General features: G+C 51.8%; 26 protein-coding genes and 1 riboswitch. Of the genes, 5 read left to right on the forward strand and 21 right to left on the reverse strand.

What is annotated here, in order from left to right:
• Window positions 1-13 precede the first annotated feature (13 nt).
• From EVJ34_RS06695 to EVJ34_RS06750, 13 genes are all read right to left on the reverse strand, one after another.
• Entirely contained in the window at window positions 14-1,042 is a 1,029-nt protein-coding gene (locus EVJ34_RS06695) for a leucine-rich repeat domain-containing protein (RefSeq protein ID WP_131485034.1), read from the reverse strand.
• Window positions 1,043-1,045: 3 nt separating this feature from the next.
• Complete coding sequence (locus EVJ34_RS06700) at window positions 1,046-1,468, reverse strand: DUF6678 family protein (RefSeq protein ID WP_131485035.1); 423 nt, start codon at window positions 1,466-1,468, stop codon at window positions 1,046-1,048.
• 6 nt (window positions 1,469-1,474) lie between these two features.
• The gene (locus EVJ34_RS15695) at window positions 1,475-1,627 is read right to left on the reverse strand and encodes a hypothetical protein (RefSeq protein WP_161568884.1); all 153 of its coding nucleotides are present in this window, start codon (window positions 1,625-1,627) and stop codon (window positions 1,475-1,477) included.
• A gap of 344 nt (window positions 1,628-1,971) precedes the next feature.
• Window positions 1,972-3,369, reverse strand: a complete 1,398-nt coding sequence (sufB, locus tag EVJ34_RS06705) for a Fe-S cluster assembly protein SufB (protein ID WP_034778439.1) — start codon at window positions 3,367-3,369, stop codon at window positions 1,972-1,974.
• Between the two features lie 19 nt (window positions 3,370-3,388).
• Complete coding sequence (gene sufU / locus EVJ34_RS06710; RefSeq protein ID WP_131485036.1) at window positions 3,389-3,823, reverse strand: Fe-S cluster assembly sulfur transfer protein SufU; 435 nt, start codon at window positions 3,821-3,823, stop codon at window positions 3,389-3,391.
• A complete protein-coding gene (locus EVJ34_RS06715) occupies window positions 3,813-5,033 on the reverse strand; it encodes a cysteine desulfurase (protein WP_131485037.1) in 1,221 nt (406 codons plus the stop codon). Before EVJ34_RS06715 ends, sufU begins: the two co-directional genes overlap by 11 nt.
• Before the next feature lies 1 nt (window position 5,034).
• Window positions 5,035-6,303: a Fe-S cluster assembly protein SufD gene (gene sufD, locus EVJ34_RS06720; RefSeq protein WP_034778444.1), complete on the reverse strand. Its 1,269-nt coding sequence runs from the start codon at window positions 6,301-6,303 to the stop codon at window positions 5,035-5,037.
• A gap of 12 nt (window positions 6,304-6,315) precedes the next feature.
• Window positions 6,316-7,077 (reverse strand): Fe-S cluster assembly ATPase SufC, encoded by a 762-nt coding sequence (gene sufC, locus EVJ34_RS06725; RefSeq protein WP_087576453.1) that lies wholly within the window; start codon window positions 7,075-7,077, stop codon window positions 6,316-6,318.
• 172 nt (window positions 7,078-7,249) lie between these two features.
• On the reverse strand, window positions 7,250-8,464 hold the full coding sequence (locus EVJ34_RS06730) for an MDR family MFS transporter (protein WP_131485038.1): 1,215 nt from the start codon (window positions 8,462-8,464) through the stop codon (window positions 7,250-7,252).
• 101 nt (window positions 8,465-8,565) lie between these two features.
• The gene (locus EVJ34_RS06735; protein WP_131485039.1) at window positions 8,566-9,399 is read right to left on the reverse strand and encodes a MetQ/NlpA family ABC transporter substrate-binding protein; all 834 of its coding nucleotides are present in this window, start codon (window positions 9,397-9,399) and stop codon (window positions 8,566-8,568) included.
• Between the two features lie 30 nt (window positions 9,400-9,429).
• The gene (locus EVJ34_RS06740; RefSeq protein ID WP_131437904.1) at window positions 9,430-10,092 is read right to left on the reverse strand and encodes a methionine ABC transporter permease; all 663 of its coding nucleotides are present in this window, start codon (window positions 10,090-10,092) and stop codon (window positions 9,430-9,432) included.
• Window positions 10,082-11,110, reverse strand: coding sequence for a methionine ABC transporter ATP-binding protein (locus EVJ34_RS06745; protein ID WP_021065491.1), 1,029 nt, complete (start codon window positions 11,108-11,110; stop codon window positions 10,082-10,084). The genes EVJ34_RS06740 and EVJ34_RS06745 overlap by 11 nt, the downstream gene beginning before the upstream one ends.
• Window positions 11,111-11,187: 77 nt before the next feature.
• Window positions 11,188-11,293: riboswitch (SAM riboswitch) on the reverse strand.
• Window positions 11,294-11,746: 453 nt separating this feature from the next.
• Entirely contained in the window at window positions 11,747-12,013 is a 267-nt protein-coding gene (locus EVJ34_RS06750; RefSeq protein ID WP_255417509.1) for a thioredoxin family protein, read from the reverse strand.
• A gap of 178 nt (window positions 12,014-12,191) precedes the next feature.
• Between EVJ34_RS06750 and EVJ34_RS06755 the strand changes: the two genes are divergently transcribed.
• Entirely contained in the window at window positions 12,192-13,244 is a 1,053-nt protein-coding gene (locus EVJ34_RS06755) for a PTS sugar transporter subunit IIC (protein ID WP_131437900.1), read from the forward strand.
• 40 nt (window positions 13,245-13,284) lie between these two features.
• Here EVJ34_RS06755 and gcvH read toward each other — a convergent pair whose 3' ends face one another.
• The 6 genes from gcvH to EVJ34_RS06785 form a co-directional block, all read right to left on the reverse strand.
• On the reverse strand, window positions 13,285-13,668 hold the full coding sequence (gcvH, locus tag EVJ34_RS06760; protein WP_021065488.1) for a glycine cleavage system protein GcvH: 384 nt from the start codon (window positions 13,666-13,668) through the stop codon (window positions 13,285-13,287).
• 39 nt (window positions 13,669-13,707) lie between these two features.
• On the reverse strand, window positions 13,708-14,070 hold the full coding sequence (locus tag EVJ34_RS06765) for an arsenate reductase family protein (RefSeq protein WP_131437898.1): 363 nt from the start codon (window positions 14,068-14,070) through the stop codon (window positions 13,708-13,710).
• Window positions 14,071-14,115: 45 nt separating this feature from the next.
• Window positions 14,116-14,844, reverse strand: a complete 729-nt coding sequence (locus EVJ34_RS06770; protein ID WP_236636658.1) for a hypothetical protein — start codon at window positions 14,842-14,844, stop codon at window positions 14,116-14,118.
• A gap of 84 nt (window positions 14,845-14,928) precedes the next feature.
• Window positions 14,929-16,713 (reverse strand): acyl-CoA dehydrogenase family protein, encoded by a 1,785-nt coding sequence (locus tag EVJ34_RS06775; protein WP_131485040.1) that lies wholly within the window; start codon window positions 16,711-16,713, stop codon window positions 14,929-14,931.
• A 13-nt stretch (window positions 16,714-16,726) separates the two neighbouring features.
• On the reverse strand, window positions 16,727-17,899 hold the full coding sequence (locus EVJ34_RS06780; RefSeq protein WP_131485041.1) for an acetyl-CoA C-acetyltransferase: 1,173 nt from the start codon (window positions 17,897-17,899) through the stop codon (window positions 16,727-16,729).
• Between the two features lie 19 nt (window positions 17,900-17,918).
• On the reverse strand, window positions 17,919-20,330 hold the full coding sequence (locus EVJ34_RS06785) for a 3-hydroxyacyl-CoA dehydrogenase/enoyl-CoA hydratase family protein (protein WP_131485042.1): 2,412 nt from the start codon (window positions 20,328-20,330) through the stop codon (window positions 17,919-17,921).
• Window positions 20,331-20,544: 214 nt separating this feature from the next.
• On the opposite strand from EVJ34_RS06785, the gene EVJ34_RS06790 reads away from it, so the two are divergent.
• The 4 genes from EVJ34_RS06790 to EVJ34_RS06805 all read left to right on the forward strand — a co-directional run bounded on the left by EVJ34_RS06790 (window position 20,545) and on the right by EVJ34_RS06805 (window position 23,230).
• A complete protein-coding gene (locus tag EVJ34_RS06790) occupies window positions 20,545-21,447 on the forward strand; it encodes an SDR family oxidoreductase (RefSeq protein ID WP_131485043.1) in 903 nt (300 codons plus the stop codon).
• Window positions 21,448-21,571: 124 nt separating this feature from the next.
• Entirely contained in the window at window positions 21,572-22,129 is a 558-nt protein-coding gene (locus tag EVJ34_RS06795; protein WP_161568885.1) for a YcxB family protein, read from the forward strand.
• Window positions 22,130-22,223: 94 nt separating this feature from the next.
• Window positions 22,224-22,787, forward strand: a complete 564-nt coding sequence (locus EVJ34_RS06800; RefSeq protein WP_131485045.1) for a YcxB family protein — start codon at window positions 22,224-22,226, stop codon at window positions 22,785-22,787.
• Between the two features lie 23 nt (window positions 22,788-22,810).
• On the forward strand, window positions 22,811-23,230 hold the full coding sequence (locus EVJ34_RS06805) for a hypothetical protein (protein WP_131485046.1): 420 nt from the start codon (window positions 22,811-22,813) through the stop codon (window positions 23,228-23,230).
• A gap of 160 nt (window positions 23,231-23,390) precedes the next feature.
• Here EVJ34_RS06805 and EVJ34_RS06810 read toward each other — a convergent pair whose 3' ends face one another.
• Window positions 23,391-24,308: a proline dehydrogenase family protein gene (locus EVJ34_RS06810; protein ID WP_131437882.1), complete on the reverse strand. Its 918-nt coding sequence runs from the start codon at window positions 24,306-24,308 to the stop codon at window positions 23,391-23,393.
• A 157-nt stretch (window positions 24,309-24,465) separates the two neighbouring features.
• Complete coding sequence (gene trhA / locus EVJ34_RS06815) at window positions 24,466-25,137, reverse strand: PAQR family membrane homeostasis protein TrhA (RefSeq protein ID WP_131437880.1); 672 nt, start codon at window positions 25,135-25,137, stop codon at window positions 24,466-24,468.
• Between the last annotated feature and the right edge of the window lie 58 nt (window positions 25,138-25,195).

Here is a 25,195-nt window from a genome sequence, read left to right on the forward strand (position 1 = left end):
ATGCTAGAATGCGTTAATCCCAATCACTGATCTCAACCTTCCCGTACTGGTTCATCATTTCTGTAAATTCGTCATTCCGACGCACGCTACCAAAATCGACCACTACTTCCTCCACAATCGGGTTTTCTAAAAGAGGTACATAATCTTTGAATTGCATATGCTTCGCAGAAAAATGGGAAAATTGTCGTAACGAAGGTGCTTCACCTAAGCTTGAAAGATCGATCAGGCCTTGTAAATGTTCGATTTCTATTCTTTTCAAGTGATAAAGTTTACTAACATCAGGTAATTGTTGAACACGACGAAGCGACTGTAAATGAAGTGTTCGCAACTCGAGCAATTCAGAAATGACGGATAAATCTTCTAATCCCCGAATGTGCCGCAACCCCAAATGTTGTAGCGCTTTTAATGCGGAAAGTGCCTTCAAATCGCGTGTCCCGCCTAATAGGATGTTCAGTGTTCTCAGTTTTTCAAGACCGCCTAAACAAGAAAAGTTATGTAATCGTACCGACCGTAACGTCAGCTCTTCTAATTGAGGGAGTCTCCTCAACACATCGATGCCTTTCGTATGTCCTTCTATGCGCAAACGTTTTAGTCTCGAGAATCGACTGATCACCGATAAATCGGGCTTCGTCGACTTCGTCGCCCCAATCGAGAGGTCAATCAGGTGCTCTATCACACCGTCTAAAATGTCTAAACTTTCTAATCGATAGACGTGTAACACGAGTTCAGTTAACGAACGAAGCTGATGAATGACGTTTAAATTCGTTATTCTACGATCAACGTCAACATATAACCTTCTTACTGACGGGACATAAGCAAGATTAGATAAGTCGCACCGTGCAAAATCAAAGCTATGTGCACGCAACACGATGTCATCACGTTTTGAAAAGAGATGCGCTTCTAATAACATAAACGTTTCTTGTGATACAACATCAGAAAATTGAATCGTGTGCAGGGTTTCCAACTGTATGAGTTCAAGTACTTCTGACTCCGTTAACCGGTCCGTGATTTCGACTCGTCCGCCACCTATATCTTCATACATGTTTTAATTCTCCCCTCTTTCGAAAATCCCCGTATCTCGAACATAACCAAAAATACAAATAATCTCACCTTCCATTACAAAAGGTATCTTTAGTCTTCTCAATATGTGATGAAATTCATCGGTTACATCATGAATCTCTGGTTCCATGATAGAACCACGAGCTTCTTTGACGATAGGTAGAATCCGCATCCATTCGATTGAAGCGGTCGGATCAGGAAAGCCATCATCCCAATCACTTGAGAGATCAGCCGTCTTCGATAAATATTCAGAATCCGGTGTGTCTTCTAATACATATTTGATTTGATAAGGCGCTTCAGATAAGCATTCAGGTGCCACCGCTCGTCTCAGTTCCTCCCACTTCGTCTTGTTCATCACGGATGTCAATTGTCGCTCCTCGATTACTCGTAACACTTTTTGTCGGTCCACCTTGATTCATCCTTTCTCATATGCGAGTTCGAGGAGCATGATTGCCCGCAACACGTCATCTCGATTGTGCTTTTGCTTCATCCACTTGGGCAAGCGACTCTCCATACTTCGGTTCGCGCCGTCGCTCGTCCGAATATCTGCTTCCACGTACTGTCTCATATACGCGAGGTGCTCCTGGTTATAAGCCCATAGGATATGACCACAGCAGTTCGTCTGTAAATAAAGTGGAAGTCTAAAGAAAGGATCGTAGGCGCCTCTTTCCACCCGTATGCCTTGATCAGAATACATCCGTACGTACCCACAGGCCAGACAACTAAGACGTACCTCTTCATGAACGATTATGTCGGCGCACTGCTCACATCGAGGACACCGCACAAGAATCTGATGCATGAACGCCATTAATGTTTTGCTCTTTAACTAAAATCGCTTCATATGACAGCCCTTTTTATTTGATTATACAAAAAAAACCAGCGAAGCTTGGCTTCGCTGGTTGCATGAATGGATTACCCGATCGATCCTTCCATCTCAAACTTGATGAGACGGTTCATTTCGACGGCATATTCCATTGGCAATTCTTTCGTGAACGGCTCGATGAAGCCCATGACGATCATTTCCGTCGCTTCTTCTTCCGAGATTCCGCGGCTCATGAGGTAGAAGAGTTGCTCTTCTGACACTTTTGAGACTTTCGCTTCGTGCTCGAGCGAGACTTGGTCGTTCAAGATCTCGTTGTACGGGATCGTGTCCGACGTCGACTCGTTGTCCATGATGAGCGTGTCACATTCGATGTTCGAACGTGCGCCTTTCGCTTTACGGCCGAAGTGGACGATACCGCGATACGAGACTTTTCCGCCTTGTTTCGAAATCGACTTCGAGACGATTGACGATGACGTGTTCGGTGCGAGGTGAATCATTTTCGCGCCGGCGTCTTGGTGCTGCCCTTTACCGCCGAGAGCGATCGAGAGCGTCATACCGCGCGAGCCTTCACCTTTTAAGATGACGGCTGGGTATTTCATCGTGAGTTTCGAACCGATGTTACCATCGATCCACTCCATCGATCCACCCGCTTCACAGACGGCACGCTTCGTGACCAAGTTGTAGACGTTGTTCGCCCAGTTTTGGATCGTCGTGTAACGGCAGTATGCGTCTTTGTTGACGAAGATCTCAACGACCGCTGAGTGAAGTGAGTTCGTCGTGTAGACCGGTGCTGTACATCCTTCGACGTAATGGACAGATGCGCCCTCGTCGACGATGATGAGCGTCCGCTCGAACTGACCCATGTTCTCCGAGTTGATACGGAAATAAGCTTGGAGCGGTTGCTCGAGCTTCACGCCTTTTGGTACGTAGATGAACGAGCCACCTGACCAAACAGCCGAGTTGAGTGCCGAGAACTTGTTGTCCGTCGGTGGAATCAATTTCCCGAAATACTCACGGAAGAGGTCTTCGTTTTCTTTGAGCGCCGTGTCTGTATCTTTGAAGACGACACCTTTCGCTTCGAAGTCTTCTTGCATGCTGTGATAGACAACCTCAGACTCATACTGAGCCGAGACGCCTGCCAAGTATTTCTGTTCCGCTTCCGGAATCCCAAGCTTATCAAACGTACGTTTGATTTCTTCAGGAACCTCGTCCCACGAGTGCTCTGTCTTTTCAGACGGTTTGACATAGTACGTGATCTCATCGAAATCGAGTGCCGTGAGATCGCCGCCCCATGTCGGCATCGGCATTTTGCGGAACTGTTCGAGTGATTTCAAACGGAACTCGAGCATCCATGCCGGTTCTTCTTTCATGCGCGAGATCGTTTCTACGATTTCGTTCGTCAAGCCGCGGCCTGAACGGAAAATCGAGATGTCTCGGTCATGGAAGCCATATTTATAATCGCCAATGTCAGGCATATTTTTCGCCATATCGGTCTCCTCCTTCTACTTACGCTTCCTCGTCGACTCCCTTTTCAAGCGCTTTCCACGCGAGCGTGGCGCACTTGATGCGAGCCGGAAACTTTGAGACGCCAGACAACGCTTCGATGTCGCCTAGGTCGAACGTATCTGTATCGTAGTCTTTCCCTTGGACCATCTCCGAGAAGATGTTGGCCAATTGGAGTGCCTCGTCAGCAGACTTGCCCTTCACGATTTGAGTCATCATTGATGCCGACGCGAGACTGATTGAACAGCCTTCGCCTTCGAACTTGGCATCTTTCACGATTCCGTCCTCGACTTGGAGTTGGAGTCGGAGTGAATCCCCGCATGTCGGGTTGTTCAAGTCGATCGTCACGCCATCTTCGATGACGCCACGGTTTCTTGGGTTTTTATAATGATCCATGATGACCTGTCGGTACAACATGTCGAGATTGTTAAAACTCATAATTGAAATACTCCTTCGTTTGACGTAGCCCTTCGATGAAGAGGTCGACTTCTTCTTTCGTGTTGTACAAGTAGAAGCTCGCTCGGGCTGTCGATGATTGCTTCAGGAGACGCATGAGCGGCTGGGCACAATGGTGGCCGGCCCGGACCGCGATGCCTTGCATATCCAAGACGGTCGCTAAGTCGTGGGCGTGCACGTCACCTAAGTTGAACGTGACGAGTCCGACCCGTTCTTCTGGCCCGTAAATCTCAATGCCTTCAATCGTCCGCATCTGTTCGATGGCGTACGTCGCGAGCGCCCGTTCGTGGGCTTCGACGTTCTCGAGACCGAGGTCTTCTAAAAAGTCGATGGCCGCTGCCAAACCGACGGCGCCGGCGATAATCGGCGTCCCTGCTTCGAATCGGTACGGGATATCTTTCCATGTCGACTCATACAAGTCGACGTAATCGATCATCTCGCCACCGAATTCGACCGGCTCCATGTGTTTGAGCAACTGTTTCTTCCCGTATAAGACCCCGATCCCGGTCGGACCGAGCATCTTATGGCCTGAGAAGGCGAGGAAGTCACAGTCGAGTGCTTGCACGTCAAGTTTCCGGTGCGGTGCGCTTTGCGCCGCATCGACGACCATGACCGCACCCTTTTCATGGGCGAGCTTCGCCACATCGGCAATCGGGTTGATCGTGCCGAGCACGTTCGAGACGTGGCTCATGGCGACGATTTTCGTCCGGTCCGACAAGACGGCACGGACCGCGTCGAGCGTGACCCGACCGTCCGGCGTCAATTCGACGTAACGGAGTTTTGCCCCTTTACGTTTGGCGAGCTGTTGCCATGGAATCAAGTTCGCGTGATGCTCCATCGGCGTCAGGACGATTTCGTCCCCCGCTCCGACGTTGGCATCCCCGTAGCTCGACGCGACGAGGTTAATCGCCGTCGTCGTCCCGCGTGTGAAGATAATTTCTTCTGGGACGGCGGCGTTGATGAATGAACGGACGCGCTCCCGCGCCCCTTCATACGCATCCGTCGCGTGCGTCCCGAGCGTATGGACGCCCCGGTGCACGTTCGAGTGGATGCGGCGATAGTAATCCTCGATCGCCTCGATGACAGCAAGCGGTTTTTGGGAGCTCGCCGCGCTGTCGAGATAGACGAGCGGATGACCGTTGATTTCCTGATCTAAAATCGGGAACTGTTTACGAATCGAGGCATCAATCATCTTAACGTACTTTCCCTTCGATGACTTCACGGAGACGGTCTTTGACCGACTCGATCGCGAGTTGCTCGACGACCGGGTTCAAGAATCCGTGAATGATCAACCGTTCGGCTTCTTTACGTGACAGACCGCGGCTCATCAAGTAGTAAAGCTGCACGTCGTCGACGCGTCCGACCGAAGCGGCGTGACCTGCCATGACGTCGTCCTCATCGATAAGGAGAATCGGGTTCGCGTCGCCACGTGCCTTTTCAGACAACATGAGCACACGTTCCGTTTGAACGCCGTTCGATTTCGAAGCGCCATGGTGAATCATCGATGTCCCGCTGAAGATAGCCGTGGCCGAATCTTTTTGGACACCGTGAATCAAGATGAACCCTTCCGATGACTTCCCGAAATGGTCCGTCCGGATGTTGAAGTTTTGTTTCTGCGCGCCACGACCAACCGTGACGGCTTTCGTGTCTGAGAACGTGTTGTCTCCGACGAGGTGCGTCTTCGTCTCGACGAGCGAGTTGCCGTCGTTCATGTGACCGAGCGCCCATTCAAGGCGTGCGTTCTCATAGACGACACCACGGCGGTTCATGAATGAGAGGGCCGACTCAGCGAGCTGGTCGACGCCACCGAAGACGACTTTCGCGTTCGCGGCTGCGAACACTTCTGTCACGGCGTTGACCGTGTGCGGTTCGTTCGTGTTCGAGAGGAAGCTCTCGACGTACGTCACTTCACTGCCTTCGTCTGCGACGATGATCGTGTGGTGATAGAGCGCGCCGTTCGCTTGTTCCATCGTGAAGATGGCTTGGAGCGGGTCTTTCAACTGGACGTTCTTCGGTACGTATAAGAACGCGCCGCCGTTCATGAGGGCAGCGTTCAACGCAGACAAACGTTCTTCGTCCACGCGGACACCTTCCGTCATGAAATACTTCTCGACGAGGTCCGGATGTTGTTCCATCGCTTCGTTGATGCCCATGAAGAGAACACCTTCTGGCGTCGCAAGTTCGTTGTAGACGACATGACCGTTGCGTTCAACGAGCACGTTTGTACGGTGGTCTCCAAGAAGTGCTTCGATTTCAGGCGTCAAGCCGTCGTGCTTCGTGAGCTCGACGTCTCCAGAGACGAAGTCCCATTTATCAATCTTGATCTTTTCAACTTTTGGCAAGGCGAGAGTCGGCGCAAGTTCTGCTGCTTCTTTGCGACGGTTGACCATAAATGCCGGTCCACCGAGCGCCTCTGCACGTGCCGCTACTGCTTGTGCATCCAATTCAAATTGTACGGTCATCGTACAGCCTCCTTACGCTTCTGTGTCTACTGTCATTCCAAGATCTTGCTTCACCCAGTCGTAACCTTCTGCTTCGAGTCGTTGTGCAAGCTCTTTGCCACCTGACATGACGATTTTTCCGTCCATCATGATGTGAACAAAGTCTGGCTCGATATAGTTGAGGAGACGTTGATAGTGCGTGATGATCAAGCAACCGAATTCTTCGTTGCGCATTTCGTTGACGCCTTTAGCGACGACTTTAAGTGCATCGATGTCAAGACCTGAGTCGATTTCATCGAGGATGGCGATGTTCGGTTTAATCATCATCATTTGAAGAATTTCGTTACGTTTTTTCTCTCCGCCTGAGAAGCCTTCGTTCAAATAGCGGTGTGCCATGGCTGAAGGAATTTCAAGGACGTCCATCTTCGCATCGAGTTCACGGATGAACTTCATGAGCGAGATTTCTTGGCCTTCTTCACGGCGCGAGTTGATCGCTGAACGTAAGAAATCGGCATTCGTGACACCACTAATTTCAGCAGGATACTGCATCGCGAGGAACATTCCGGCTTGCGCGCGCTCGTCGACTTCCATCTCGAGTACGTCTTCGCCGTTCAAATCGACGCTTCCGCCTGTTACTTCATACAATGGATGTCCCATAAGTGCCGATGCGAGTGTAGATTTACCCGTCCCGTTAGGACCCATGATGGCGTGAATTTCGCCACCTTTAATTTCAAGATTAAGACCTTTGACGATCTCTTTTCCTTCGATTGAGACGCGGAGGTCATCAATTTTCATGTGTGGTACGTTAGACATTCGGATACCCCTTCCGTTTTCTCGCCATTTTTGGCGTAGATTAGATATATTCTAATCTTAATCTAGGCAATTTTTTATTTCAAGCGACTCACCTTATTATTCATTCTCAATAAAACTTAAATGTTGAGAATGAGAATATCGGGAAATCAAGACTTTATCCAACTTTTTCCTCGGTTAACGCCAAACTTGCTTTCCTTTCTTTCAAGGCGTCGGCGAAGAAGAAGGCCCCACATGCCGTCAACACGGCCAAGCTTCCAAAAACCGGTAGCGCGGCATTGTCGAATCCATCGAGCAGCACGCCGCCGATGACAGGACCGATCGTCTGACCGAGCGCCGTCAACCCCATCGCCCCGAAATACGTCCCGCGCAGGTGAGCCGGTGCCAATTCGTCCGTCAACACGTCCGTCATCGTGAACATGAGCACCTCCCCGATTGTAAAGATGACCATCGCGACGAACAACACCCACGTCTCGGTCGCAAAACCGATGAGCAGAAGGCCAGTCGACAACGTCCCAACGCCGAAAAAGAGCGACTTGATCGGTGACACGCGAATCCCGAAGCGCATGATCGGATACTGGACGACGAGCACGGTGATCGCATTGACCGTCAACAGGTAGGCGAACAAACGTGAGCCGTCACTGAAGCCGTCATGAAACGCGATGAACTGCGGTAACGTCGCATTGAACTGACTATAGCCGATGATGGCAAAGATCATGCCGATGATGACGGAGCGGAACGTTTTATCTTGTTGTAACACACGGAACGTTTCCGTCAAGCGCGGCCGGACTTTGACGCCGTCCCCTTCCTCGAACGGATACTTGCGGAACAATGTCGAGATGACGAGTCCGTATAGGACATAGACACCCGTCACGACGAAGAAGGCGCTCTTCGCTCCGGTCAGCGACAACACGACCGCGAGCAACGGCCCGATCGCCGCCGCGATATTGATTAAAAAGTAGCGGACGTTATAAACGATGACGCGTTGGTCCGGCTGTGTCGTATCGCTGATGAGCGCACGGGACGCCGGTTCGAGGAACGACCGTGACACACCCATGAGCACCGAGAATATGTAAAACCAAAACAATTCCGTCACAAGTGCGAAGCCAGTGAACGTGACCGCATTCAAGGCGATCCCGATCAGCATCAACTGTTTGCGCCCATACCGGTCAGACAACGTCCCCCCGAAAAAGCTCATGAATAACCCCGACAGCGCCGAGATGGCGAATACCGTCCCGATGACGCTAGCCGAGAAGCCGAGCGTCGCGAGATAAATCGCAAAAAATGGCATAACAAAAAATGTCGACAGCCGGGCAAAAAATGTACCGAACAAGACGCCCAGCGTCAGCGGATGAATGTGTCGTATGTTCATCCGGATCCCCCCTTTTTCTACATATATATAGTGTACTTCGAATACTTAGGCAAAACTACTCCAAACAAAAAAGGCCCGGGATGTCCCGAGCCTTGACGAGATTATTGTTTGACCGGTACGACTGCACCTTTGTACTCGTCCAAGATCCATTGTTGTGTCTCTTCTGACGTGAGGACTTCAAGGAGTGCCTTGACGCGCTCGTCTTCTTCGTCGCCTTCACGTGTGACGATCAAGTTGACGTAAGGTGAATCTTCGCCTTCGAGGGCGATTGCGTCTTCGAGTGGGTTGAGGCCTGCGTCGATCGCATAGTTCGTGTTAATGAGGACCGCGTCCCCTTCACCGTTGTTGAACGCTTGCGGGAGAAGTGCCGCTTCGACGTCCGTTTTGAACTCCAAGTTTTTCGGGTTGTCGACGATATCTGCAACCGTCGCATCTGTCGTCTTGCCTTCCGCGAGTGTGAGCAAGCCTTCCGATTGGAGCATCGTGAGGATCCGTCCGTGGTCAGCGACCGACGAGCTCATGATGATTTCAGCACCTTCTGGAAGCTCATCAAGTGATTTGTAATCTTGTGAGTAGACACCGATCGGCTCGATGTGGACACCGCCAGCTGATGCGAATTTGTAGTCTTTGTTTTCAGCCATTTGCGACTCGAGGTACGGCTCGTGTTGGAAGTAGTTCGCGTCGAGCTCCCCGTCCGCGAGCGTCTTGTTCGGGAGAACGTAGTCTTGGAACTTCTTAATTTCAAGCGTATAGCCCTTCTCTTCATATTCGTCTTGAATGTGTTCTAAAATCTCAGCGTGCGGGACGTTCGACGCGCCGACGACGAGCGTCTTGTCATCGCCTGAACCTGATTCTGAATCCCCACCGCCGCAAGCCGCGAGAATAGTGAGTGCTGAAGCTGCTGTCAATCCGAGTACTGTTTTCCATGATTTCATTATAAAACCCCTCCAAATTTTCTATTTCGATCAAGCGGAACGCTTGTCAATTACGGATACGAGTCGATCGCCGATGAACTGGATGACGAAGACGATGACCAAGATTAAGACGGTCGCGACGAACGTGACGTCGCTTTGTGAACGCTGGAATCCTTCGAGGAACGCCAAGTTACCAAGTCCCCCGCCCCCGACGACCCCTGCCATCGCCGTGTAACCGACGATCGCAACGATCGTGACCGTGATGCCTGACACGATGGCCGGCAACGCTTCAGGGAACAATACTTTATAGACAATCTGCCATTTCGTCGCACCCATCGATTCGGCCGCCTCGATGACGCCGCGGTCGACTTCGCGAAGCGCGAGCTCGACCATCCGCGCATAGAACGGAGCCGCACCGATGATCAGTGCCGGCAGTGCTGCCGTCGAGCCGAGCATCGTCCCAACGACGAGTAACGTGAACGGGATGAGCAAGATAATCAAAATGATGAACGGGATTGACCGGAACACGTTGACGATTGCGCTGATGATTGTGTAAATCGGCCGGTTTTTCATCATGAGTGGCTCGTTCGTGACATATAGGAGCATCCCGAGGGCAAGACCGATGACGAATGTCGCGGCTCCGGCGACGAGCGTCATATAGAGCGTCTCCCACGTCTGTTCCAACATAACTTGCCAATCTACATTAGGAAACATCGCTTTCTACCTCCACTTCCACTGCCTGTGACCGGATTGAGGCGATGGCCCGCTCGACTTCAGCCGGCTCTCCGATCAATTGGATGAATAATGTCCCGAGGGCACCGACTTGTGACTGTGTCACGTTCCCGCCGATGATGTTGAAGCCGATATCATGCTGCTTCAACACTTCCGACAAAATCGGTTGTTCGGCCGTCTCGTTCAAGAATTTAAGCTTGACGATTTGACCGCTCGGATAACGGGCTTTCAAATGCTCGAACGTGAGCGACATGTCCTCGACCGCACCAATTTGTTTGACGAACTCTTTTGTGATCGGCTGCTCCGGATGTTGGAACACGTCGGCGACTTGTCCGGTCTCGACGACCTTCCCGGCCTCCATGACGGCGACACGGTGACAAATCTTTTGAATGACATGCATCTCATGGGTGATGAGGACGATTGTCAAACCGAGCTTCTTATTGATACTGACGAGCAGTTCGAGAATCGAATCGGTCGTCTTCGGGTCGAGTGCGCTCGTCGCTTCATCGCAGAGGAGCACTTCTGGATTCGTAGCGAGCGCGCGGGCGATCCCGACTCGCTGCTTTTGGCCACCCGATAGTTGTGACGGATAGCTGTCTTCTCGTCCGGCGAGGCCGACGAGTTCGACGAGTTCTTGGACGCGGCGTTTGCGCTCGCTCGCCGGTACCCCGATGAGCTCGAGCGGGAAGCTGATGTTCTCAGCGACCGTGCGCGACCATAATAAGTTGAAGTGTTGGAACACCATCGATACGTTTTTACGTACCCCGCGTAGTTCCTTCGGCGTGAGCTTCGTCAGCTCGCTGCCGGCGACCACGATTTCACCGCTTGACGGTGCCTCGAGTCGGTTGAGCAACCGGATGAGCGTCGACTTCCCTGCTCCCGAATATCCGATTATTCCAAAAATTTCGCCGCTTTCAATCGTAAGCGACACATCATCGACCGCCTGGACCCGACCGTTTTTCGTATCGAACCATTTGGCCACATTGCGTAGTTGAATCAATCCATTTCCCTCCTGACAACAAAAAAAGTACGCACGTTTGAGCAAACGTGCGTACTTTATCGTACGGACAACGATTGCTCTCATCTTCCAAGGTTTACACCTTGCTGGAATTAGCACCATTTCGGATTGCTCCGCGGTTGCTGGGCGTCATAGGGCCAGTCCCTCAGCCTCTCTTGATAAGAGTGGTTGCGTATTTGATTAGCCTTATCATAGCGACATATTATTTTCATGTCAAACTATTTTATGCAAAAAAATAAAAAAAGGTGCCATCCGAGGATGACACAGAACGTAGCACCTTGAGACACGGGAAGGACAACCCATAGATGAACCTCTTTTGCCCGATCAGAGCATTCATCCTTATATGGGGGATTTTACCCAATCATCACTCGGTCTTCGAACGGACCATGCAATTACGCGACCGGTGCCTCGACGCTTGATTTTTTTGGGGGACAATCGAAGGGACGGTCCACCTGAAATCGCGTAAGCTCATGCAGCGGTTGTTCGAAAACGTCTTGCTGACGGGAAAATCTCGTCCTATGTTGTGTTCAAGTAAGATGTTGTAATGAATATATCATTCGTGAACTTTCTGTGTCAACTGATTATTTAAAATTTTCAGATTATTCTCATCATCCTATCTCATTTAACGAAAGATAGGACGTGCTGAACGTTTTGAAACGCGTACAACCGATCGCGAACTTGGCCATTCTCCAGCTTTAATAGTGCCGGGACGCTCATGACCTGATACGCCTCGAGCTCGTTCGGGATAAAGTTGGCGTCACGCTTTTCAATCCGGATTTCCGGGTCGACCGCCTCGACGACCGAGAGCATTCGCTCCGCCACGGCGCATGTACCGCACATCGGAGCGTATATATATAAGAATCCGTCTGTCATCATTGTTCTCACCTCTTCTTTTAGTATATGAATGCGGACCGCTCTGTTCAAAAGTTGTGCTCAAATGGAAAATTCTGAACATTTCAACATTTCTTGTTGACGCTCGCCAGAAAGAAGCATAGTATGGTCATTAACTTTATTGCTTTTGTACATAACAGCATACCAGTAGAAAAGGACAGGTGAATCCCCAATGACGGAAGAGAAGCTTACCGGAAAACAGTTTTTGATGAACGTATTGAACGGCCTCAGTCTAGCCATTCTCATCGCCCTTATCCCGAGCGCTTTGCTCGGTGAATTAACGAAAGCCATCTTGCCGTATGTTCCGTCCTTGCAGTTCATCTTGGACGCGACGACGATTGCGATGCGCCTCTTACCAGTCATCATCGGTGTCGCCGTCGCCATGCAGTTCGGACGCTCGGCACTCGAGGCCGGGACGATCGGCATCGCCACCCAGGTCGGCAGTGGCGCCATTCGCATCGAGGAAGGCGCATTCCTCATGGCCGGGATCGGTGACGTCATCACGGCCGGCGTGACGGCCGCTCTCGCGACGTTCCTTGTCATGCAGCTGTCGCCACGTTTGAAGACGTACACGGTACTCGTCTTGCCGATGACGGTCATCGTCGTCGCCGGAGGGATCGGGGCGTTCCTGCTCACTTACATCTCACAAATCACGATGTACGTCGGGACGATCATCATGACGATGACGGAACTGCAGCCGATCGTGATGGGCATGTTGATCGCGATGGCGTTCTCGCTCATCATCGTCTCGCCAATCTCGACGGTCGGCATCGCCACGGCCATCAGCCTGTCTGGTGTCGCCGCTGGGGCGGCCAACCTCGGCGTTGTCGCAGCGGGCTTCGGTCTCGCCATCGCCGGCTGGCAGATGAACGCGACGGGAACATCCATCGCCCACTTCCTCGGCTCGCCGAAGATTCAAATGGCGAACTTCGTCCGTCGTCCGATTATGATGCTGCCCGTACTCGCCAATGCGGCCATCCTCGGAGCGCTCGCAGGCATCCTTCGGATCGAAGGTACACCAATCAGTGCCGGTTTCGGTGTGTCTGGTCTCATCGGACCGATCAACGCCTTGCACCTCATGCCCGGCGGTTTCGCGCTTTGGAACGTCATGCTCGTCATCGTCCTGTTCGGGCTCATCCCGGTGACACTCGGGATTGTCTTCTACCGCCTGTTCAACCGGACGTCACTCGTTCAACCGGAACATTACCGCCTCGATTTTGAATAATACAAAACCCGGCTTCTCATGAAGAGAAACCGGGTTTTGTTTAGCCTTGAATCATCGCTTCATATTCTTCGGCTGACATGAGTTTATCGACGTCTGACGCGTCGTTCAACTCGACTTCGATCATCCAAGCGCCTTCGAACGGTGCTTCGTTGACGAGTTCTGGTGAATCGGCGAGTGATTCGTTCACCGCTGTGATTTTCCCAGAGATGGGAGCGTACAATTCTGAAACGGTTTTGACCGACTCGACCGAACCGAATGGCTCATCGAGTAAAATCGTGCCGCCGACTTCAGGAAGTTCGACAAAGACGATATCCCCTAGTTCGCTTTGTGCGAAATCTGTGATCCCGATGCGGGCCACGCTTCCGTTCACTTCAACCCATTCGTGCTCTTTTGAATAACGTAGATTGGCTGGTACTTTGCTCATCTTAACTTCCCCCTCAAATGAATTAGACTCACACGAGTATTATAGCACTTCGCCCCAAACGTCTGTAAACGACTTTTCTGAAAATCCGACAGTTGATTTTTGACCATCTGTCACGATCGGGCGCTTCAAAAGCATACCATTACTCGCTAAAAGCTCGATTTGTTCGTCTTCTGATAGATTTGGCAACTGATCTTTGATGCCTTCGTTTCGATATACCTGTCCGCTCGTATTGAAGAATTTTTTAAGCGGCAGACCCGACTGTTTCCATAGCTCAGCCAACTCGTCTTTTGACGGTGTCGCTTCGACGATATGGACGTATGTATAGTCGATGCCGTTCTCTTTCAACCACTTTTCTGCTTTTTTACACGTACTGCATGGCGGATAGCCATATAGTGTCACCATGTTCATCACCTCTTCTATAAATGTAGCACATTCCGAATCAACCGTTCACGCCTGAAGCAAACGCTCGATTTCTCGCTTCAACACCGCGTTCACCGAATGACGCGCTTCGATATGTTCGAGGATGACCGCAGCCGCCTCGACGGAACGTCCATAACCTAATACCCCTTGTTCGAGGAACGTGATCACATCAGGATGCTTCGCCTCAACCCGACGTGTCGGATTAAACGGGTCGCTCGTCTCCCCATATGCGAGTAACACGTTATTGACGGCCGACACCTGAATGAGTTCGAATCCGGCGAGCTGTTCGCCGCGCCGTTCCCGGAGCAGTCCGACGTATAGGTTCGTCAACGCCTCCTCATAGCGGTGTGCGGCGTCTGAAGGATGCGTGATGACCTTCGGCGTCGCGAATGTATCGAGCGCCTCGTCGCGTTGCCAGACGACACGACCTGGCGTATAGGCGATTCCAGGCATCTCCACCATCTCGAACACGGCGAACTCGGCGTAAATGCCATCCTCATACATGACCTTATGCCCATCTTTCGTATTTTGGAACTGATACGCCAACGGCTCGACGGCGAGCCAATCTAAATTGTCGATGAAGCGTGCCTTATACCCGTCTTCGACAATCAAAAAGAAATCGAGGTCCGAATAGTCGTCAAGCCGATCCGTCTCGAGCCCGATCGAACCGAGCGCGAGTAACATCAATGTCCCTTCCTTTGTCGCGACCAAACGGCCGATTGCGTCCATCCGTTCTAACAAATCATCTCTTCTCATATGTATCCCCTCCTTTTCCCATTGTACGGTGTCGGTAGGATAAAAAGAAAGGGTCGACCGCGTCCGGTCCACCCTTTCTCTTGCTTACACGATAAACTTGTTCGCTTTGATGAGGCTCGCTGCGACTTCGCGCTTCGTGCCGATGACGTTGATCGGCTGATAACGGCTGAACTTCTTCATCGCCGACAAGAGCATGCGCTGCTCGTCGCCCGATGCGGCCGCGTACAACACTTCTTTCGCCATGAGTTCGACTTGCTTGAACACTTGCTCGGCGAAGATCTCAGTATAGCGGACTTTCTGTTGGTTCTTCTCAGCGCCTGTGCGGGCGATGGCTTTCTCCGTCCGCGCGATGGCCGCTTCAAGCGCATAGATAGCGCTGATGATGTCGGCGATCTTCGCGAGGATCTCTTGCTCGTTCTGAAGGTCTTGCTGATATTTCTGGACGGCCGTTCCGGCGATCATCAAGTTGATTTTCTTCATGTTCGACAGAAGCATCTTCTCGCGTGCGAGCGGCGTACCGTCGAGTTCTTGCGGCATGTAGCTCATGAGCTCTTTTTGGAGCTTCTGCGCTTCGGCGAGGAGTGGCAAGTCGCCTTTCATCGCTTTCTTGAGGAGCGTGCCCGGCACGATCAAACGGTTGATCTCGTTCGTTCCTTCGAAGATGCGGTTGATGCGTGAGTCACGGTACAAGTTCTCGACTTCATATTCGGTCATGAAGCCGTAGCCGCCGTGGATTTGGACCGCTTCATCGACGACGTAATCGAACGTCTCTGAGGCGAACACTTTGTTCAATGAACACTCGATCGCATACTCGGCGATGGCTTGGGCAACTTTCGAGCCGTCACGCATATTGTCGTCACCGAGCGCATCGAGGCTGTCTTGGAATAGACCGCCCGTCCGGTAAACCGAGCTCTCCATCGCGTAAATGTTCGCAGCCATCGTCGCCAATTTCTCTTGGATGAGTGGGAAATGGCTGATCGGCGTCTTGAACTGTTTGCGCTCGTTCGCGTATTGGACCGAGAGATCGAAGGCACGTTTCGACGAACCTACTGCACCGACCGCAAGTTTGTAACGACCAACGTTCAAGATGTTGAAGGCGATGACGTGCCCTTTGCCGATCTCTCCGAGGAGGTTGTCGACTGGGACTTCGACGTCTTCTAAGATGAGCGTCCGTGTCGATGAACCTTTAATCCCCATCTTCTGCTCTTCGGCGCCTGTCGAGACACCGTTGAAATCACGCTCGACGATGAAGGCGCTGAACTTGTCGCCGTCGATTTTCGCGTAGACGACGAACACGTTCGCGAAACCGGCGTTCGTGATCCATTGCTTCTCCCCGTTCAACACGTAGTGCGTGCCGGCCTCGTTCAAGACGGCCGTCGCTTTCGCACCGAGCGCGTCCGAGCCTGAGCCTGGCTCTGTAAGGGCGTACGCTGCGATCCATTCGCCCGTTGCGAGCTTCGGCAAGTACTTATGCTTTTGCTCTTCCGTTCCGAAGAAGACGATCGGGAGTGTCCCAATCCCAACGTGGGCGCCGTAGCTGAGGGCGAATGAACGTGCCTTGGCGAACCGCTCCGTGATGATCGATGACGAAATCTTATCAAGCTGATAACCGCCGTACTCTTCTGGCACATCCGCGCCGAGGAGGCCGAGCTCGCCCGCTTCTTTCAACAGTTCGACCGAGAGATCGAACTCATGTTTCTCGATGCGTCCAAGGACAGGCATGACACGGTCGTCGACGAAGCTGGCCGTCGTGTCGCCAATCATCTTGTGCTCATCTGAGAAGTCTTCCGGTGTGAACAAACGATCCGCGTCGAGTGCGTCGATGACGAAGCTACCGCCTTTAATCAATTCGTGTTCTGTACGTTCCATTGTCAATTCCCCCTTATAGTAATTCGAAGACGCCAGCAGCACCCATACCGCCACCGATGCACATCGTCACAACCCCATACTTTTCATTGCGTCGTTTCATCTCATGCAAGATCGAGACCGCGAGTTTCGCGCCCGTGCAACCGAGCGGATGTCCGAGGGCGATCGCGCCGCCGTTGACGTTCACTTTCGACGGGTCGATGCCGAGTTCACGGATGACGCCGAGCGATTGGCTCGCGAACGCCTCGTTCAGTTCGAACAATCCGACTTCTTCCAACTTCACGCCGGCCATCTCGAGCGCTTTTGGGATGGCGACGACCGGGCCGATCCCCATCACTTCCGGACGGACACCGCCGACCGCGAACGAGAGGAATTTTGCCATCGGTTTCAAGCCTTGACGTTCCGCTTCTTCACGCTCCATGACGAGCACGGCCGCTGCACCGTCTGACACTTGTGACGCGTTCCCCGCCGTCACCGAGCCTTTGATTTTGAACGCCGGGCGCAGTTTACCAAGCGCCTCGAGCGTCGAGTCGGCACGGACGCCTTCGTCATGTTTGACGACGAGTTCGCGTTCTGCGACTTTTCCGTCTTCGCCGAGTACGTGCTCGACGACCGTGACCGGGACGATCTCTTCTTCGAACTTACCGCCCGCGATTGCTGCCGCCGCTTTTTGGTGGCTGTCGATCGCGAACAAGTCCTGGTCTTCGCGCGAGATGTTATATTCGGCCGCGACACGTTCTGCCGTGTGGCCCATGCTCATATAGTATTCCGGAGCCGTCTCCATGATTGTCGGGTTCGGACGGATGACGTGTCCGCCCATTGGGACGAGACTCATCGATTCCATACCGCCGGCGATGACCGCCGTCGCTTGGCCGATCATGATTTTCGCTGCTGCGTCGGCGATTGCTTGAAGGCCGGACGAGCAATACCGGTTGATCGTGATGGCCGGTACTTCGTGCGACAAGCCGCCCCGGACAGCCGCGTAGCGGGCGATGTTCATCCCTTGTTCCGCTTCCGGCATGGCGCATCCCATGATGACGTCGTCGATCGGTCCCGTGTAGCCTGACCGTTCGAGCGTCGCTTTAATCGCGTGACCCGCAAGTTCGTCCGAGCGAACGTTTCGGAACGAACCGCGTTTTGCTTTTCCGACCGGCGTCCGTGCGCCGGCCACGATGACTGCTTCTCTCATCTGTTAAGTCCCCCTTTTGTCAGTTCCGAAGTGGCTTGCCTTTGACGAGCATATGTTGCATCCGTTGCTGCGACTTCGGTTCCCCGATGAGGCTTAGGAACGCCTCGCGCTCGATGTCGAGGAAGTACTGCTCGTCGACCATCGTGCCGTATGCCAAATCGCCGCCGCTGATGACGTGGGCAAGTTTTTTCGCGATCTTCAGATCGTGTTCAGAGATATAGCCACCGTAGAACATCTCGTACGCCGCGAGTTCAAGCGTCGCTTTCCCCGTTTGACCGACGACCGGCAACTTCTCACGAACCGGTGCCGTATAGCCGTCAGTGAGACCGAGCACTGTCTGTTTCGCATCGAACGTCAAGTGGTCGCGGTTCATCGAGATGCCGTCGACCGGACGGTGATAGCCGAGCGCTTTCGCGTCATAGGCCGATTTCGATACTTTCGCCATCGCGATGTTCTCGAACGTCTGTTGCGCCGCCTTCTCGATGTTTTGCATCGATTTCGGTGTCTGTTCAAGCAGACGACGGTACGTGTTGACGTTCCCGCCCCCACCTGGGATGAGGCCGACACCGACTTCGACGAGACCCATATACGTCTCGAGCGCCGTCTGCATGCGTGCGGCCGGCAAACTGATCTCGGTTCCGCCGCCGAGCGTCATGCCGTAAGGCGCGACGACGACCGGGCGACCCGCATAGCGAATCTTCTGGACGACTTGTTGGAACTTGTTGATGATCCAATCGAGCTCGTACCAGTTCTCGTCTTCCGCTTCCATGAGCATCATCGCGAGGTTGGCGCCGACACAGAAGTTCTTGCCGTCGTTGGCGAGGACAAGTCCTTTGAAGTCGGTCTCGACGAGGTCGATTGACTGTTCGATCATCTGCATAATGTCGACACCGATTGCATTGTTCGGTGACGTGAACTCGAGGGCGACGACGTCGTCGCCGATATCGATGAGGCGGGCCCCACCGTTCTCGAGCACGATGCCGTTCGACTTGGCGAGCGGTGCGAGTTTCACTTCTTTCGGGTTGACGGTCTTCTCGACATACGTATGTGACGCTTGGTCGTAATACTGGTCTCCCTTATAGAATGTCGTGTGTCCGGCAGCGAGCATCTCGTCAATCCACGCCGGGACGTCATAACCTTCTGACTTCATGCGGGCGACCGATTTCTCGACACCGAGTGCATCCCACGTTTCGAACGGTCCGAATTTCCAGCCGAAGCCCCACTTCATCGCGTCATCGATGGCGACGATCGAGTCACTGATTTCACCTGTGAGGCGAGCCGAGTAGACGAGCGTCTTCGCCGTGACCGGCCAGAGAAGTTGTCCGATGCGTCCTTTGTTCAAAATGGCGCCTTTCAGCTTCGCTTTCGAGCCTGGGAGCGACTTGATTTGGTCGAGTTCTGGACCTGTAATCGCTTTCAATTGTTCGTATTCGAACGTCTCAAGATTCAGCTCCTGGATGACTTTGCCGTCCTTCTTATAGAAGCCTTGTCCAGCCTTTTGACCGATCCAACCCTTCTCGACGAGCGTCTTCATTTCAGCAGGGACGTCGAACGTATCCTTCTCGTCACCGGCGTCGAGCGTCTCATAGACGTTTCCGGCGACGTGGACGAACGTATCGATACCGACGACGTCGAGCGTGCGGAATGTCGCCGATTTTGGCCGGCCGATGAGCGGTCCGGTGATCGAGTCCATCTCGCCGATCGAGGCGTTCTGCTTGAGCATCTCTTCGAACGTGACGAGGAGGCCGTACGTGCCGATGCGGTTGCCGATGAAGTTCGGCGTGTCTTTCGCTTCGACGACGCCTTTCCCGAGACGGTCCTCAGCGAAGCGGGCCATGAAATCGATGACCGGGCGCGCCGTCTTCTCCGTCGGGATGAGTTCGAGCAGTTTCAAATAACGCGGTGGGTTGAAGAAGTGTGTCCCGAGGAAACGGGTCTTCAAGCCTTCTGGCAATACGCTCGCCATCGCCTCGATTGAGATACCGGACGTGTTCGAGCTGAGAATCGCGTCTTCACGGATGTAAGGTGCGATGTTCTCAAACAGCTGTTGTTTCACGTCGAGCCGTTCGACGACAACTTCGATGACCCAGTCCGCTTCCTTCAAACGCTCGAGATCATCTTCTAAGTTCCCCACGTCGATGAAGTTCAAGTGCTCCGCCGTCGCGAGCGGTGCCGGATTTTGTTTCAATAGCTTCTGACGGTTCTCGGAAGCGATGCGGTTCCGCACTTCTGGTGACTCGAGCGTGAGCCCTTTCGCTTCTTCTTTCGCCGTCAATTCACGTGGTACGATGTCGAGCATGAGCGAACGAATCCCCGCGTTCGCCAAGTGTGCTGCAATCCCCGCCCCCATTACTCCTGAACCGATGACGACCGCAAAACGGATATTGCTCGTCAAACGGAGGTCGGCTGATTGTTCGATGTGACTCGTCATATTGTTCCCCCCTCAATGAGAATGAATAGTGATTCATTTCAAGCGTAAAAAAAATCGCAATCACCATCGTGTTTACTCTTCTATCATAAATGAATGACAATTCATTCGCAAGCGTTCATTTTTCAAATTCGTTCCAATTTCACTGAGGACGATTTATTTATCGGTCACTGTGGTATAGACACAAAGAGTCAATTTTAGAAAGGGGAACGTATACATGAGTGAGAATCGTTTAAACACAGTGGGGAACCGACATGATTTTGAATCGTTCAAGAAGGACGGCCAAGAGCAAGCCCATCAACCGGGGATCGACTCGAAGATGGAGCCGTTCCCGATTTATGAGCGTGAAGGGTATAAAGGAAGCGACAAATTAAAAGATAAAGTGGCCATCATCACAGGTGGTGATTCCGGCATCGGAAAATCGGTCGCCATCTTCTTCGCCCATGAAGGCGCGAACACGGTCATCGTCTATAAAGACCAAAACGAGCTCGAGGACGCCGAGGCGACGAAAGAGCGCATCGAAGAGCTCGGCCAAGCGTGTCTGTTGCTGCAAGGGGATATCGGCGACTCAGCCTTCTGCCAAGACGTCGTCAAAGAGGCACTCGAGACGTTCGGACATTTGGATATCCTCGTCAATAACGCCGCCGAGCAGCATCCGCAAGAATCGCTCCTCGATATTTCGGACGAGCAACTCGAGCAGACGTTCCGCACGAACATCTTCAGCATGTTCTATTTGACGAAAGCCGCCCTTCCGTATCTAAACGAAGGTGCGAGCATCATCAATACGACGTCGATCACGGCGTACGAAGGTAACGACCAATTAATCGACTACTCGTCGACGAAAGGCGCGATCACGGCGTTCACGCGTTCGCTCGCCAAGAACTTGGCCGAGAAGAAGATTCGCGTCAATGGCGTCGCCCCAGGTCCGATTTGGACACCGCTCATCCCGGCGACGTTCCCGGCAGAAAAAGTCGCCTCGTTCGGTGACTCGGCCGAGATGAAACGTCCGGGTCAGCCGGCGGAACTTGCCCCGGCTTACGTCTATCTCGCAAGCGACGACTCGACGTACGTCAGCGGACAAGTCATGCACGTCAACGGCGGGACAGTCATTAACGGATAAACTTGTCAACAGGCCCAGTGTTCAGTCACTGGGTCTTTTTGTTGGAAAATTAACCCATCCTATGTTAGCGTTGTTTGCAGACATTAACCCCGTCATTCAGACGGAAGGAAGGAGCCATTGGTGGATGATTCATTACCGATTGACACAAGATGATTTTTTCGCTTTTCAAAAGAATTTCATCGGAACTTCGCCTTACCATAAAAGATTTTCTAGATTTTACACGGCCATACTTTCGCTCCTTGCAGCTTACCTCGGGTTTGCACTCGTCATCATTTTGTTGCCTCGAACGATTTCTTCTGCCCCGCTCATTCTCGCACTCGCCGTCAGTGCTAGTGTATTGTCGGTGCTTCTCCAACTTCGCTTCTCTAAAAAAATGTACCAAAACATGACGCTTTTGCAATTTCGCTATGTGCTGAAACAAAATACGAAATGGCCACGTGACGTCACGTTGTATTTTAATGAGTTCGGACTCGAGGTCAACTCCCTTCATAACCACGTAAATAAACGGATTCAAGTCGCATGGGAAGCAATCGAACGAGTGAGCGAAGACGAGACAAACTATTATTTATACCTTGAAGTAAGGGAAGCGATTATTGTCCCGAAGCAAAACAAAGCGCTCAGTGAGACTGAACAAGCTAAAATCAACGACTTGCTGCAAAAACATTTGAGCATCTCATTCTAATCGCCTATTGCATCAAGAGTTCGACGTGATTCTACGTCTGTATGGAAGGCAATGGATGAGCAAGACTATGATTTAACTCAGAAAGGAGTAGCAAATGGTCACCACATATAAAATGACACTTGAAGACTTTCTATCATTTCATAATGATTTGAGTCACCATTCAAACCTATATCAACGAAATCGTAAACTATGGCTGTTCATTATGATGATCCCTACGTTCGCTCTCGGCTATGTGCTTACGGCCTTTGTCTTACCTCGCCCCGAGTCTCCTGTTTTATTTTATTTACTCCCAGTAGGTGTCGGGATTTTGTTCACGCTGTTACTCAGGCCACTCCTAAAGGATTTGCACGGCCCATTCGTCATTTGGATATCTCGGCAGCAACTAAAAAAACATAACATTTGGCCAAAAGACATCACGCTCCACTTTAATGACACCCATGTCGAGATGCATGTCGTTCGTGGTAAAGTCAGTCGAACGACGCAAGTCCCTTGGACATCTATTTTCAAAGTGAATGAGGATGAGACACATCGTTTCCTGTATTACGAAGAAGATGAAGCCTTGATCATTCCTAAGGCAAGAGACGGAATCACGGAAGTCGAACAAAGTGAAATCGATCGGATACTTGAAAAACATCTAGCGACACCGATAAACGGATGACTTTAGTATATGGAGGGAATTCTATGAATGAGCAGCATTATGACGACGAGTATGAAGAAGAGTACAACGAAGACATTTTAGAGTTCGATCCTCACTTTGACCATGATGCCAAGATGGAAATCAACTTGAACGCAGCTGGCGTCAATTTCATCGGCAACGCGGAAGGCTACCTCGCCCTCGCGCGAATGTTTACGTTTTTAGCGCAAACACATATGTACATTCGGATGGAGAATCCCCCTTCCCCTGACGTAAATACTTCCTACGGATATGGTCCGTACCATATGGCTGATTTCATCCGAAGAGACTTCATTCAAAATAAACAATATCTATTTAATCCAGGCGCGCTGGGTGAAGTGCACCCAGAAGAACACCAAGAGCTTTTCTTTTGGCTATCCGATCAAATCGGTCCAGATTTTTGGGTAGATAAAGATGAAGAAGAATAAAGAATTGAACCATGGCACAGCTTTTTTAACAAACAGACCCGCTGGTTATTAGGCAGAGAAACAAGCATGAGTCCAGAACAACCTATATGGGCGACATCATCAAATAACAGAACATACATCAAAAAAGCACGAACGCCCTCGACGGACGTTCGTGCTTTGCTTATTTCTTGACCATTCCTTTTAAGACGAACGCGACGTTCGCCGGACGTTCCGCGAGGCGGCGCATGAAGTAGCCGTACCAATCACGGCCGTATGGCACGTAGACGCGGACTTTGTAACCTTGGCGGACGAGCTCGAGTTGACGCTCGACCCGGATGCCATATAGCATTTGGAACTCGAACTGGTCGAGTGGGATGTTGTTCAGTTTCACATGCTCGATGACCGCATCGATCATGTGGTCGTCATGTGTTGCGATAGAGGCGTAGTTCCCGTTCGCCAGATGGAGTTTGACGAGCTTCAAGTAGTTGTGGTCGACGTCTTCCTTTTCGGGGAAAGCGACGGTCGCCGGTTCCTTGTAAGCTCCTTTGACGATGCGAAGGTTCGGCTTGAGTGGTGCGAGATGGTTGATATCATCTTCCGAGCGGTACAAATATGACTGGATGACCGTCCCGAGGCCGTCGAAGTCCGCTTTCAACGTTTTGAACAAGTCGAGCGTTTTCTCACAGCGTGCCTCGTCCTCCATATCGATGGCGACGAAGACACCAACTTCTTTCGCCGTCGTCAAGATTTGACGCATATTGTCTTCAATCAACTCGTCCGAGATGTCGAACCCGAGCGACGTCAGCTTGAGCGACATGTAGGCGTCGAGCTGCTCTTCGGCCATAATTTCAATCGCTCGGATGATCTCATCACGGTTCTCGTTCGCTTCCGCGACCGTCGTGATGAACTCCCCTAAATGGTCGACCGTGACCGATAGCCCTTTCGCATTCAATTCGCGAATCGTCGGCACCGACGTCTTGAAGTCTTCCCCCGCCACAAAGCGCGAAGCTCCGAACCGAAGCCCGTATTTTTTAGCCAAACTGTTGAGTGTTTTGTTTTGAGACATGTAGATAAATCCATCGCGCAACACTTTTTCCATCTGATTTTCCCCCTTACGTTTACACCCATCTATCTCTATGACGATGTCTGAAATTATTATGACATACAAACGTCCATTCGTCTGTAATTTTGTAATCGTTTTCAGCATTTCATTTCCTTATCTTTATAAAAAATAGACGCCCCGTCGGACGTCCGTTTCAAAGGCCTGTATTCGGTGCCACATAGAGCAAAATACTGAGGAAAACGAACACGCTCCCCGCTAGGACGAACAGGTGCCAAATCGCATGGTTGAACGGCAGTTTCTGCCATACGTAGAAGATGATCCCGACCGAATAGGCGATCCCGCCGGCGAGGAGCAACATGAAACCATTATGACCGAGCGACTCGTACAATGGACGGATGGCGATTAAACAAATCCAACCGAGACCGAGGTAGGTCACGTTCGACACCCACATGTATTTCCCCGTCGAGAACAACTTCCAGACGATCCCTAGCACAGCAACGCCCCAAACGATACCGAACAACGTCCAACCGAGCGTCCCTTTGAGTGACACGAGCGCGAATGGCGTATAACTCCCGGCAATGAGTAAGTAAATCCCAGCGTGATCGAACACTTGGAGTACGCGTTTCGCGCGTGGATGCGGAATCGCATGCATGAGCGTCGAGAATAGGTACAGTAAAATCATCGATGCCCCGAACACGCTCACCGCGATGACGTTGCCTGTACTGCCCGTCTCCGTTGCCGTCATGACAAGCAAGACGAGCGCGACGATGCTGAAGATGACCCCGAGGCCATGGGTGATGGCACTCGCAATCTCTTCCCCGAGCGTATCGGCATGGAGCATGTCTTTTAGCTTCTCTTGATCCATTCAGGTCCCACCTTTCAAATCTATTCCTCTAGTATGGTCATTTCCCGATTTCAACGCA

It is taken from the genome of Exiguobacterium sp. SL-9 (genome assembly GCF_004336985.1).
In the GTDB taxonomy this organism is placed as follows: Bacteria; Bacillota; Bacilli; order Exiguobacteriales; family Exiguobacteriaceae; genus Exiguobacterium.